At 34.2% G+C, this 13,997-nt stretch carries 11 protein-coding genes; 5 read left to right on the top strand and 6 right to left on the bottom strand.

Annotated elements, in window-relative coordinates:
• Nucleotides 1-10: 10 nt before the first annotated feature.
• From DW269_RS06835 to DW269_RS06820, 4 genes are all read right to left on the bottom strand, one after another.
• A complete protein-coding gene (locus DW269_RS06835) occupies nucleotides 11-523 on the bottom strand; it encodes a pyridoxamine 5'-phosphate oxidase family protein (protein WP_233502451.1) in 513 nt (170 codons plus the stop codon).
• 18 nt (nucleotides 524-541) lie between these two features.
• Entirely contained in the window at nucleotides 542-1,972 is a 1,431-nt protein-coding gene (locus DW269_RS06830) for a 6-phospho-beta-glucosidase (RefSeq protein ID WP_117459101.1), read from the bottom strand.
• Between the two features lie 10 nt (nucleotides 1,973-1,982).
• The gene (locus DW269_RS06825; protein ID WP_117459100.1) at nucleotides 1,983-2,222 is read right to left on the bottom strand and encodes a SemiSWEET transporter; all 240 of its coding nucleotides are present in this window, start codon (nucleotides 2,220-2,222) and stop codon (nucleotides 1,983-1,985) included.
• A gap of 130 nt (nucleotides 2,223-2,352) precedes the next feature.
• Nucleotides 2,353-3,192: a MurR/RpiR family transcriptional regulator gene (locus tag DW269_RS06820; protein ID WP_117459099.1), complete on the bottom strand. Its 840-nt coding sequence runs from the start codon at nucleotides 3,190-3,192 to the stop codon at nucleotides 2,353-2,355.
• Nucleotides 3,193-3,313: 121 nt separating this feature from the next.
• Between DW269_RS06820 and DW269_RS06815 the strand changes: the two genes are divergently transcribed.
• The 3 genes from DW269_RS06815 to DW269_RS06805 all read left to right on the top strand — a co-directional run bounded on the left by DW269_RS06815 (nucleotide 3,314) and on the right by DW269_RS06805 (nucleotide 8,215).
• Complete coding sequence (locus tag DW269_RS06815) at nucleotides 3,314-4,678, top strand: aminopeptidase (RefSeq protein WP_117459098.1); 1,365 nt, start codon at nucleotides 3,314-3,316, stop codon at nucleotides 4,676-4,678.
• Between the two features lie 152 nt (nucleotides 4,679-4,830).
• A complete protein-coding gene (locus tag DW269_RS06810; protein WP_117459097.1) occupies nucleotides 4,831-5,646 on the top strand; it encodes a Cof-type HAD-IIB family hydrolase in 816 nt (271 codons plus the stop codon).
• A 52-nt stretch (nucleotides 5,647-5,698) separates the two neighbouring features.
• Nucleotides 5,699-8,215, top strand: coding sequence for a translation factor GTPase family protein (locus DW269_RS06805; RefSeq protein ID WP_117459096.1), 2,517 nt, complete (start codon nucleotides 5,699-5,701; stop codon nucleotides 8,213-8,215).
• 11 nt (nucleotides 8,216-8,226) lie between these two features.
• On the opposite strand, the gene DW269_RS06800 is transcribed toward DW269_RS06805, so the two are convergent.
• Nucleotides 8,227-10,689, bottom strand: a complete 2,463-nt coding sequence (locus tag DW269_RS06800; protein WP_117459095.1) for a heavy metal translocating P-type ATPase — start codon at nucleotides 10,687-10,689, stop codon at nucleotides 8,227-8,229.
• Entirely contained in the window at nucleotides 10,686-10,991 is a 306-nt protein-coding gene (locus DW269_RS06795; RefSeq protein WP_199409986.1) for a metal-sensing transcriptional repressor, read from the bottom strand. The genes DW269_RS06800 and DW269_RS06795 overlap by 4 nt, the downstream gene beginning before the upstream one ends.
• A gap of 90 nt (nucleotides 10,992-11,081) precedes the next feature.
• Between DW269_RS06795 and DW269_RS06790 the strand changes: the two genes are divergently transcribed.
• Nucleotides 11,082-11,972: a DUF2232 domain-containing protein gene (locus DW269_RS06790; RefSeq protein WP_117459093.1), complete on the top strand. Its 891-nt coding sequence runs from the start codon at nucleotides 11,082-11,084 to the stop codon at nucleotides 11,970-11,972.
• 14 nt (nucleotides 11,973-11,986) lie between these two features.
• The gene (locus DW269_RS06785) at nucleotides 11,987-13,942 is read left to right on the top strand and encodes a DHH family phosphoesterase (protein WP_117459092.1); all 1,956 of its coding nucleotides are present in this window, start codon (nucleotides 11,987-11,989) and stop codon (nucleotides 13,940-13,942) included.
• Nucleotides 13,943-13,997 lie beyond the last annotated feature (55 nt).

The raw sequence follows: 13,997 nt of genomic DNA, 5'->3' as shown, positions 1-13,997 counted from the left end.
TTTTTTGATACTAGTCTAGTGAAATATGTCTCTTTACTTTTTCTTCTGGATGAATATTATCTCTCTTTTTTCCAGTCATACTTAATACTTTAATTCTAAATACTTCAATAGCCCCCATCATCTTTGTATTGAATTTGAAGTCTTCTTCATGATAATGACGCATTAATACCTTTAACCCATGCATCTTCTCTTCTTCACTTAAGAATTCTACTTCACCATAACCAATCACACTCTCATATCCCATAGTACAGGACATTCTTTCATCATACAATATAATGTTGTGTTCACAATCCATCTCAAAAGAAACATTCTTATTCTTTCTCATAAGATCAATCTTCTTACCAATCTTTGCACCATGAAAATATAAATATAATTGATCATCCTCTAAATCAGTTCCAAAGTTAAGAGGAACGATATAAGGGAATGTTTCATCAAACATCGCAATTCTGCATGTGTCACATTTTGCAATGATTTTCATCATTTCATCAAAGTCAGTTATTTCTCTATCTTTTCTTCTCAACACAAACACCTCCTTATTCAATTATAATACTTCACCATTAGATGCAATCACTTTTTTGTACCATTCATAAGAATCTTTCTTGCTTCTTTCTAATGTACCATTTCCTTCATTATCTCTATCCACATAAATAAAACCATAACGCTTCTTCATTTCACCTGTAGTAAAAGAAATACAGTCAATACAACCCCAAGGTGTATAACCCATTAAATTGACTCCATCTTCTTCTACAGCTTTTTTCATCTGTTCAATATGTGCTCTTAAATAATCAATACGATAGGAGTCATGACAACTGCCATCTTCTTCCTTCTTATCAATAGCACCAAAACCATTCTCTACAATAAACATTGGTAGTTCATATCTTTCATAGAATTGATTCAATACATATCTTAAACCTTCAGGATCAATAGCCCATCCCCAGTCAGTTTCTTTGATATATGGATTCTTAACAGAATGTTCACTAGAACCATCTGTAGTAGTAGAAACATCCCTGATAGAATTAGAATTAACTGTATTAGACATATAATAACTAAATCCAATATAATCCACAGTACCTTTTGATAAAGCTTTTTTATCTTCATCAGTAATATTAATATTAAACCTTTTTCTTTCAAACATCTTTAATGCATAAGCAGGATAATGTCCACGACACTGCACATCACTAAAGAAGAAACGATCATGCATTAACTGCTGTGCTAATAACTGATCCTTAGGAGAACAGCTATAAGGATAGAAAGGAACCATAGAAATCATATTCCCAATTAAGAAATCAGGATTAATCTCTTTACCAATCTTAACTGCCTTTGCGCTTGCTACTAAAGTATGATGTGCACACTGATACATGGCTTCTTCTGGATTATCATAATTTCCAAAATGAGCACCACTATTTGTCCAGCCATAAATATCATTCACAAAGTTCATCTGGTTATTGATTTCATTGAAAGTCATCCAGTACTTTACTTTATTTTTGTATCTTTTAAAGCATACTTCAGCAAACTTCACAAAGAAATCGACTGTTTTTCTGTTCATGAATCCGCCATATTCTTTGGCAAGATGATAAGGCATTTCAAAGTGAGATAAAGTAATAACTGGTTCAATACCATACTTTAATAATTCATCAAATACATCATCATAGAACTGTAAACCTTCTTCATCTGGCTGTTCTTCATCACCTAATGGGAAGATTCTTGTCCAGGCAATAGATGTTCTAAAACACTTAAAGCCCATATCTGCAAACATCGCAATATCCTCTTTATAATGATGATAGAAATCAATTCCAATATGATTAGGATAATACTTTCCTTTGATCACACCATCAGTAATTTCTCTAGGCACACCATGAGCACCTGCAGTCATTACATCTGCAACACTTAAACCTTTAGTAGTATTTAGTACACCACCTTCAAATTGATGAGCAGCTAAAGCGCCACCCCATAAAAAGTCTTTGTTTAACATATTGGTCTCCTTATTTATATTTAATTTTGAAAGTTAAGATAATAGAAGCAAATACAAAAGTAATCGCGTTTGCACCAATTAAGTTCATATCCTGAATCTTGATACCATGAATGATCCATAAGAATACACCTAACACAAAGGCAATATACATGCCTAGTGAAATACCAGAAGTATCCTTTGTCTTAATAACCTGATAAGCCTGTGGTATGAATGAGATAGTAGTAAGAATTGCTGCGATAGTTCCAACCATTTTTAGTCCTCCTCTTTTCTATGACTCTAAGATAATGTATCTCAAAATAGTAATCAATATTTCAAGGAATGACCGGAATAGTGTGACAAAAACTCTTTAAAATATAAAAGAATGATGTCACAGTGTGACATCATTCATTCTCTGAATAATAGATTTTTGCATATAAATCATCTACTTCTTTTGCCTGTTTATAATCATATGAGAATAAGGCAGTGTAGATTAAATCAAAGATATATTTCAAAGAAATATAGAAAATCATATCTTTGAGGTTATCAAGTTCTCCATGATTGATTCCATATAACACATAAGGTGTTTTATGAGCTAAATCATTTGTATCATCCGTTGTAATCACGATAAAAGGAATATGTCTTTGTTTGAGAGTATCCGCAATATTCAATAAGTGTCTTGTCTTACCGAACTTACTTATAAGAATCACTGTATGATCACTTGTGACATTCAAACTGAACCAGAGCTGTTTATTTCCATTATGATATACATTCACAAACTTATTCACACTTGATAATATATGACTTCCATATTCACTAATAGCTGCATTTGCATCATTTGCAATAATATCAATATACTTATTTCTAGAAATTATAGTCATAACTTCATTAAACACATTTGAATTTAAATTTTCCTTTGTTTGGTTGATAATACCTGTTTCTATTTTCGCAAGTTTATTCTTAATAGTATAGAGATCTTCATTAGACATAATACGCATATTGGATAGTGTATATTTATTGAGCAGGCTATGGATATTTAACTTAAAGTCATTATAGTTTTTAAAGCCAATCTTTTTTACTAAACGAATGATTGCAGTAGGGCTGCTGTAAGTCTCTTTCGCAAGCTGATGTGATGAATAAGATGTAATCTCTTCACTATGTTCAATAATATACTGTATGATAAATAAATCATTTTCATTGAGTTTAAAATCTTTTTTAAACTGTTCTAGAATCGTAGGATGCATACTATCACCTCACCTCATTCTACCAAAATATAGAATTATGATGCAAACAGTTTCATAACACTATCTTTATTTATTCAGCATGGTATACTGTTGTAGAGATATAAAGAAAAGAGGTTAGAAAATGTACGCAAAAAATACATGGGAAAAGTATAAGGACAATCTCAATGAAGTCATGGAATATAATGAAGGTTATAAAGATTATATTTCAAAAAACAAAACAGAACGTGCTTGTGTTAAAGACTCTATTCGCTTAGCCAAAGAAAAAGGATTCAAGCCATTAGACTCTTTTGAAACACTTAAGCCAGGAGACAAGGTTTATGTTAACAACAGAGATAAGAATATTGCTTTATTTGTGATTGGTAATAAGCCACTTACAGAAGGTATGAGAATCTTAGGTGCTCATATTGACTCTCCTAGAATGGACTTAAAACAGAATCCATTATATGAATCAGAAGGATTCGTATTAGCTGATACACACTATTATGGTGGTGTAAAGAAATACCAGTGGGTGACTATTCCTTTATCATTATATGGTGTTGTCGCAAAGAAAGATGGTACTGTCGTAGATGTTGTCATTGGTGAAGATGATAATGATCCAGTAGTAGGTATCTCTGATTTACTTATTCACTTAGCTGCAGAACAGTTAGATAAGAAAGCAGCTAAAGTGATTGAAGGTGAAAACCTTGATGTTACTTTAGGTAATATGCCTTTAGTAGGTGAAGAAAAAGATGCTGTGAAGGCCAATATCTTAAAGCTATTAAAAGATAAATATGATATCGAAGAAGAAGATTTTGTATCAGCTGAAATTGAAGTTGTACCAAGTGGTAAAGCAAGAGACTATGGTTTAGACCGTTCAATGATTGCTGGTTATGGTCATGATGATAGAGTATGTGCCTATACATCTTTAACTGCAATTCTTGATATGGATGTATGTGACTATACATGTTGTACTATTCTTGTAGATAAAGAAGAAATCGGTTCAGTAGGTGCTACAGGTGCTCAGTCTTTATTCTTTGAAAATACAGTGGGTGAAATGTTAGTGAAGATGGGTATTGATAGTTTTGTACAGACAAGACTTACTTTATCTAGATCAAAGATGCTTTCAAGTGATGTATCTGCTGGTGTAGATCCATTATTTGTAAGTGTGAATGATAAGAAGAATGCTGCTTATTTAGGTAATGGTATTGTATTTAATAAATATACTGGCGCAAGAGGTAAGAGCGGAAGTAATGACGCATCTGCAGAATATGTTGCGAGAATTCGTGCTGTGATGGATGAATCAAATATCCACTATCAGACAGCTGAACTTGGTAAGGTAGACCTAGGTGGAGGAGGCACTATTGCTTATATCCTAGGAAACTACAACATGGATGTTATTGACGCAGGTATTGCAGTATTAAACATGCATGCACCAATGGAAATCGTATCTAAAGTAGACGTATACGAAACATATCAGGCGTATAAAGCATTCTTAAAGAACGCATAATGAAAGTCCACTACGGTGGACTTTTATTTGAAAAAATAATCCTAAATAATGACTAAAATAAAAGTTGTTATTGAAAAATAATTTCCAAATACACTATGTTGATTGAAAGCATCACTATTATTCATTATGCTTTGAATCAAGGAGGATATAATATGGCTATTAAAGCAATCATGTGTGATATAGATGGCACACTTCTATCAAGTAAAGGATATGTCACAGATAAAACAGTAGAGATGATCAAAAAAGCAAGAGAAGAAGGCATACTCTTTGGTTTATCTACAGGAAGAGATGTAAACAGTATTCAAACACTCTTAAAAGATTGGCATATTGATGGGTTAGTTGACTTAATTGTAGGTACAGGTGGTGCTGAAATCTATGACTATACACTTAATATATCTAAAGCACAGTATCCATTAGATGGTGAATCTATTAAAGAAATTATTGAACACTTTAAAGATATGGATTGTAACTTTGCGATTACAGAAAATGGTATAATATATGCACCAAAAGATGATGAACATATCCAATTCTTATCAGAAGCAGACCATATACCTTATAAAGTAGTCAACTATGATGAATATTTAACGGAACCAAAACCGAAACTTATGATTATTTGTAAACCTGATTATATGGATAGAATCATTGAACGTGCACAGACTTTCAAGAGTGATAAATTTAAATCATCTTCACTGAAGACTGCCAGTGATCTCTATGAATATATGGATCCCCATATTTCTAAAACAGCAGGACTTATAGAAATACTTAAACTTCATGATATTGATATCAAAGATATACTTACATTTGGTGATGCAGATAATGATTATGATATGACACTTAATGCTGGTATTGGTGTTGTAATGGCTAACGGAAGTGAAAAGACAAAGAGTGTGGCAGATTATATCACTGATGATAATGATCATGATGGTATTGGAAATTATATAGAGAAGTACGTCTTACACCTTGATTAAAACCAAGGTGTTTTTTGATTAATCTATGATACAATAATCAAGAGGTGATTTGATGAAACGATTAACACTCGGAATGGTGGCTCATGTTGATGCAGGTAAAACCACATTAAGTGAGTCATTACTCTATACAACAGGTACAATTAAACATCAGGGACGAGTAGATCATAAAGATACATTCCTTGACTATAATACACAGGAAAGAGAAAGAGGAATCACAATCTTTTCTAAGGTTTCTTCTCTTGATTATAAGAATAACCATTTCACATTTATTGATACACCAGGACATGCTGATTTTAGTGGAGAAATGGAACGTGCATTAAGTGTTCTGGATTATGCAATAGTGATTATCAATGGTTTAGATGGTGTACAGGCGCACACTAAAACGATCTGGAACTTATTAGATCACTATCATGTACCAGCCTTCATCTTTGTGAATAAAATGGATTTAACACATTATACAAAAGAAGAACTACTGGACTCTTTATCGCAGTTATCTCCTCATATTATGGATATGAGTGCTTCTGAAGAAGATATTGCAGCACTTGATGAAGAGATGATAGAAGAATATTTAGAAACAGGATCTTTAAAAGATGCATCTATCGCAAAAGCGATTTCTAATAGACATCTTTATCCACTTTATTTTGGTAGTGCACTTAAGAATCAAGGTGTCAATGAATTACTCGATGCCTTAGACCGTTATACTTTAGAAAAAGAACCACAGAAAGAATTATCTGCACAGGTCTTTAAGATTACGAGAGATGAAAGAGGAGAACGTCTTGTCTTTATTAAGATCACTGGTGGCAGGCTTCATGTACGTGATACAATTCATGATGAAAAGATTCACCAAATCAGGTTATATCAAGGGAACCATTATACTCTCGTAGAAGAAGCCTCTCAGAATGATATTGTAGCCTTAACAGGTATTAAGAAGCTTCAGGCAGGGGATTATATTGGATTAGGACATGTGATTCATTCAACACTTAGACCTTCCATGTTATATTCAATTCAACCGTCCAAAGAAGCAGATATTAACCATTTCTTTTCTTCTTTAAAGGTATTAGGTGAAGAAGAGCCATTACTTCATTTAAAACTCTTTGATGATCATGCCCAAGTTTCTTTAATGGGTGAAGTACAGATAGATATTCTTAAACAATTAATGAAAGATTGTTTTAATGAAGATATCACAGTAGATGAAGGAGAAGTCGCTTATCTAGAAACAATCAAAGAACCAGTAGAAGGGGTAGGACACTTTGAACCACTCAGACACTATAGTGAAGTCCATCTTTACTTAGAACCACTTCCTCAAGGTTCAGGACTTGTTTTTGATAATCAATGTCAGAATAACTTAGAAGAGAGATATCAAAATCTCATCATGACCCACTTACAGGAAAAAGAACACTTAGGTGTGCTCACAGGTTCTCCTATTACAGACATGAAAATCACACTTTTAGGTGGTAAAGCCCACTTAAAACATACAGAAGGAGGAGACTTCAGAGAAGCCACTTATCGTGCTATTAGACAAGGGTTAAAAATGACTGAATCAGTTATTTTAGAACCCTATTATAAATATGAATTAGTCATTCCTACAGAGTCGTTGAGTAAGGTCTACTATGCATTAGAAGATTATCCAACACCTACTGTAGTTAATGAGAATAATGATATTACAACACTTCATGGAGAAGCACCTGTCTTATTCTTGACTCACTATCAAAAAGAACTTCTGACTTCCACAAAAGGCAAAGGACAGCTTTTCTTCTTAGATACATTCTATGCACCAGTAGAAAATCAGAAAGAAGTGATGACTCAATGTGATTATGATAGTGAATCAGATTTAGATAATCCTACAGGTTCTATCTTCTGTTCACATGGTGCAGGATATTATGTCCCTTATGATGAAGTAAGAGAGAAGATGCATTTACCTCTTTATAGTGCAATGAAACAGGAACATACTTATACACATAATCCTGTACATATTAGTGATGAAGAACTTAAAAGAGTATATGAACGTACCTATGGTCCACTGGAAACAAAACTTGCAAGTGACTACTATAAACCAAAACAAAATCATGTCTCTTCTAATACAGTACAGGTATTAGATGAATATTTGATTGTGGATGGATATAATGTCATCTTTGCCTGGGATGAACTGAAAGAACTTGCGAAAGAAAACCTAGGTAGTGCAAGAGATAAGCTTATTGATATACTGATGAGCTATAAAGGGTATCGTGGCTGTCATATGATCCTTGTCTTTGACGCTTATAAGGTTCCACAGAATAAAGGCAAGAGTCATATGTATCATGATATGGAAATCGTTTATACAAAAGAAGGACAGACAGCCGATGCTTATATTGAAAGCATCACAAAACAGATGGCAGGGCAATATCGTCTTGTGGTTGCGACAAGTGATAATCTTGAACAGAAAATTGTGTTAGGTCATGGGGCGACACGTATCTCATCAAGAGAATTACTTCAGGATGTTATTTCTCGTTCTAAAATACAAAAAGAAGAATTTGAAAGAAAAAATCCCCAAATGCATAGTTATGCATTTGAGGATCTCAAGAAGTCTTAGGACTTCTTTTTTTATTTGATGTTTGTAACTGTATAATCTTTATCTTCTACAGTTTTCTTTAAGACATCATCAGATACTTCTTTGCTTAAAGTGACAACTGCAGTGCCTTTTTCATGACTTACATCAGCACTTTCTACACCATCTACAGCTTCTAATGCTTTCTTTACAGCCATTTCACAATGACCACACATCATACCAGTAATTTCTAAAGTTTTTTCCATTGTTTTTTTCTCCTTTTTCTTTCTTTTTATATCTTTTGATGCATCATGCATAGAGAAAGTATTTAATCTTAATGCATTCATACATACAAAGAAACTAGATAAACTCATGGCAGCAGCCCCTAACATAGGACTCATCTGCCATCCTGTTAAGTGAATAAATACACCAGCTGCAACAGGGATACAAATCGCATTATAGAAAAATGCCCAGAATAAGTTTTCATGGATATTTCTTAATGTCGCACGAGAGAGTCTAATAGCGGCAGTGACATCTGTCAGCTTACTATTCATTAAGACAACATCAGCTGCATCTATCGCAATATCAGTACCTGCACCAATCGCAATTCCAATATCCGCACGTGTAAGGGCAGGTGCATCATTGATTCCATCACCCACCATAGCTACTTTACCATGCTTCTGTAAATCTCTAATAACACTCTCTTTACCATCAGGTAATACACCTGCAATCACTTCATCCACACCAGCTTTTTTACCAATTGCATCTGCAGTCTTCTTGTTGTCACCTGTCAACATTACAACTTGAATACCCATATTCTGCATTTCTTTAATAGCCTGAGGGCTATCTTCCTTCATTGTATCAGCCACACAGATCATACCAAGATAAGTATCATCATAACTAAAGAATAGAGGTGTCTTACCTTCCATTGCCTTGTCAGATGCCTGTTTCATCATTTCTTCAGGAATATGTTTTTCCATCATCTTGATGCTTCCACCTAATACTTCTTTACTATGAATTAACCCTCTTAACCCATGACCAGGTAATATCTCGAAGTCTTCAACATCTTCACTACCTTGATAATAATCAGTCACAGCTTTACCAAGAGGATGTTCACTCTTTTTTTCTAGACTAGAAGCATAATTTAATAGTACTTCTTTCTCTATCTTATAAGGGACCACGTCAGTCACTACAGGAGTTCCTTTTGTGATTGTACCTGTCTTATCTAACGCAATAATATCAACAGATCCTGCCACTTCTAATGATTCAGATGTCTTAAACAAGATACCATGCTTTGCGCCCATACCATTGCCTACCATAATAGCCACGGGTGTTGCAAGACCTAATGCACATGGACATGAAATAACTAAAACGGAAATAGCACGGGCAATAGAGAATCCAATACTCTTTCCTAGAATCATCCAGACAATAAATGTGACTAACGCAATACCGATAATCACAGGTACAAATATACCAGAAACTTGATCGGCTTTCTTTGCGATAGGTGCTTTAGTAGATGCTGCATCACTCACCATCTGAATGATCTGTGAAAGTGTTGTATCCTCACCTACACGAGTGGCACGTACTTTAATAAAGCCTGACTGATTAAGTGTTGCACCTGATACTGTATCATTTACTGTTTTATCAACAGGAATACTTTCACCTGTTAAGGCAGATTCATCAATAGCTGTAGAACCTTCCACAATCACACCATCGACAGGAACATTTTCACCCGGTCTTACTACAAACAAATCACCCTTATTCATTTCATCAATACTTACAGTGACTTCTTTATTATCTTTAATAATGACTGCAGTCTGAGGCGCAAGATCCATTAAGCTCTTTAAGGCATCTGTAGTACGTCCTTTAGACATTGCCTCTAACATCTTACCAACAGTAATTAAAGTAGGAATCATTGCCGCAGATTCAAAATAGAGATCATGTCCTAAACTCATCACCTTCATCATCTGTCCCTGGCTCATGGCATCAATCATTAAATATAAAACAACTAAGCTATAACCAAAAGCAGCACTAGACCCTAATGCGACCAAAGCATCCATGTTAGGGGATAATTGAAATAAACTCTTATACCCATTAATAAAGAATGCTTTATTAATGACTAAAATAATAATAGTCAATAACATTTCTGTTACTGCAAGAGATACATGATTCTCCAAAAACGAAGGTACAGGCCATTTCCACATCATATGACCCATAGATAAATACATTAATAGTATTAAGAATATTAGAGAAGTAATCAATCTCTTCTTTAATTTTGGTGTCTCATGATCCACTAAAGAATCATCTTTTACCTTTTCAACACTTTTTTCACTTGCACCATATCCAATATTCTCAATTGCCTGAATAATAGATTCAGAAGATGCTGTTCCTTCTACGCCCATAGAATTTGTAAGTAAAGAAACAGAACAGCTATCTACACCATTAATATGAGCTACAGTTTTTTCAATACGATTGGCACACGCTGCACAACTCATACCAGTAATATTATATTGTTTCATTTCATCACCTTCTGTAATACGTTCACTAATTCATCAATTGTTTCATCATGACCTTCTTTAATATCATCCACAACACATGTCTTAATATGCTTTGCAAGTAATTCTTTATTAAAACTATTCAAAGCTGCATTGACTGCAGAAACCTGAATCAAAATATCAGGACAATAGGCATTCTTCTCAACCATGCCCTCAATTCCTCGAATCTGACCTTCGATACGTTTGAGGCGATTCATGAGTTTTTTCTTCTCTTCTTCACTACGATCCTTATGACGTTCACTACAACAGCAATCTTTTTTATCCATTATTTCACCTCCTGTTCCAATCATATACCCTGTAGGGGTATACGTCAAGCAATGTGATTGTTGTATAATGACCACAAGGAGAAACAAATTATGAAAACAAATAAACTTGTGCAGGGTGCACTCATCGCATCACTCTTTGGTGTCCTTGCAGTACTCAATACAATGACAGGTACGATGTTTGATAGCTTAATTGGCTATGGAATGGCTATTCCTATGGCTATTTATAGCTATAAGACAGGACTGAAAGAAGCTTTAATGACTTCCGTTGCTTCCATGGTCATTGCCTTCCTATTTGGAACACTTAGCTATGTATTAATTGTTCTCTCATCACTTGGTATGGGAACAGTTGTAGGGCTATGTTTAAAAAATAAAGCTAAGAAAGAAACAATGCTGGTACTTGGTGCTACATTCTTCTTTTTATCTGACTTTTTATATTTCTATGTATTCTCAGGAGTACTAGGTATTAATTTACTCACTGAAGCAAAAGAAATGTATAACCAGATTATTGCGGCTGTGCCTTCTTTATCAAATGCTTTTACTTTCCAGAACTTCTATAATCTCATTCCACTCTCTATACTCATCATGTCATTCTTACAGAGTTATTTAGTCATGATGTTATGTGCACTATTCTTTAAACGCTTAAGAATACCTTTTGATATGAGTATTCATATTGCGACATTTAGATTCAGTCCTAAAATGGGATATATTCTAGCAATCATGCTTGCAGGTAGTATGATTGCGAGACAATATTTTGGAAATGTTGTTATTGTACAATATATCTATTTTATTAGTATCTTAGGATTTATGGTGGATGGACTTGCTTTCCTCTCTTTTTATCTTATTATCAGAAACCATGGACGTTATTCTAACTTACTTATATTTTTAGTATTCATTCCGTTCCTACAGATACTATTAGTGATTCTAGGAATTATTGATATATTTGTTGAAATACGTCAAATACTGTATAATAAGTATCAATAAGGAGGGCTTCTACAATGACGAGAAAAGTTGCACAACTTAGAAATATCTTTGTTCTTTTACTCGTATTTATTACCTTTGCGACCTTTGCGGCTTTTGGTATATTTCATCAGGCTTGGATGCTTCGTCTTGCGATATTTGCGGTTATTACGAATGTAATCTACATATCGTTACTATTCTATATGGGCTACTTAATGGATCAAAACAGCTATTCAGTCAGTGATGCTTTAGGTATTGATGCAAAGAATGCTTTGATCTATGGTGGCGTAGGATTGATTCAATACGATGAAAACAGAAACATTACATGGGTTTCAGACTTCTTAAAGGCATTAAATATCAATATTGTAGGAATCAAGCTATTAGAATGGCAGCCTACACTTGCTAGTCTTTTTGATGATGAAGATGTCAAAACAATAGAAGTTAAAGGAAAGAAATTCGAAGTATATAATAGTGCGGATACAAGACTCATCTATATGAAGGATGTGACACAATATGTCTCTTTATCACAGGACTATGAAGATATGCAGGTATGCATGGGTTATATTACTGTGGATAACTATGATGAAATTATTGCGAATGTAGATGAATCACAGAAGGTAAAGATTCAAAACTTATGCCGTAGTACAATTACTGACTGGGCATATAAGAATGGTATGATCATTAGACGTTATCAGACAGGTAAATACATTGTCTTCTTTAATGAACGTATCTATAAGAAACTCATTGAATCTAAATTCTCTATTTTGGATGATTTCAAGAATGCGATAGAAGAATTAGATGTACTTATGACATTATCTATTGGTATTGGTAGAAGTACAAAGGTATTAAGAGAATTAGAAGAACTTGCTTCTTCAGCATTAAGTCTTGCTTATTCACGTGGTGGTGACCAGATTGCGATTAAGAGTGGTAAAGATCATGTACGTTACTTTGGTGGTAAAACAGATGCATTTGAAACATCTTCTAAAGTACGTTCACGTATTATGGCACAATCTCTTGCCGGTCTTATTAGTCGTTCACGTAATGTCTTAGTTATGGGACATAAGAACTCAGATTTGGATTCATTTGGTGCTTCTCTTGCGGCTGCGCGTATTGCAGAGAATTTAGGTAAGAGAGCCAATATCGTGATTGACTATGAATCTCTTGAAGAAAAAACAAAAGGTGTCGTAGAAATGTTGAGAAGTAATCCTGATTATAAGGGTTTAATGTTGACTATTTCAGAAGCACTTGAAAAAGCCAATAAAGGTACTTTATTAATCTGTGTAGATAACCATAAGGATTCATTGGCTATTAGCCGCTCAGTACTTGATAAAGTAAAAAACAAGGTCATTATTGACCATCATCGTCGTAGTGAAGAATTTATTTCTTCGCCGGTTCTCACATACTTAGAACCATCTGCATCCTCTACAGTAGAATTACTTGTAGAATTATTTGACTACCAGCAACATGAAATTGAAATTTCATCACTTGATGCGACAGTTATGTATACAGGGATGCTAGTAGATACAAACTATTTCAGACAGCATGTGGGTACAAGAACATTCCAGTCAGCAGCTAAACTCAAAGAAGCACAGGCTGACTTAGCACTTGCATATGAATTATTAGAAGATTCATTTGAATGTATGAAAGAAATATTTGATATCACAGAATCAGCTTATCGTTATAAGGATAGATTCCTTATTGCGACAGGTAAAGATGACGAACTCAGTCGTTCTACTCTCGCAAAGGCTGCAAACCAATTAGTATATGTTTCTGGCATTTATGCTGCATTTGCGATAGGATATATATCTAAGAACACAGTGGCAATCAGTGCACGTAGTTCTAAGAAAATCAACGTCCAGATGATTATGGAAGATCTAAATGGTGGTGGTCACTTCTCTATGGCTGCCTGTCAGATTGAAAATGTGACAATCGAAGAAGCTAAAGAGAGATTAGAACATGCAATAGATGCATATTTGGAAGATAGGGGTGTATAAGTGTGAAACAAAAATCAATCAAAACGTATAAAAAAAGACGAACTTAAAAACAAGT

It is taken from the genome of Catenibacterium sp. AM22-6LB (genome assembly GCF_003435615.1).
In the GTDB taxonomy this organism is placed as follows: domain Bacteria; phylum Bacillota_I; class Bacilli_A; order Erysipelotrichales; family Coprobacillaceae; genus Catenibacterium; species Catenibacterium mitsuoka_A.
Note: the sequence above shows the minus strand (reverse complement) of the source record. Positions and strands in the feature narration are given on the sequence as shown.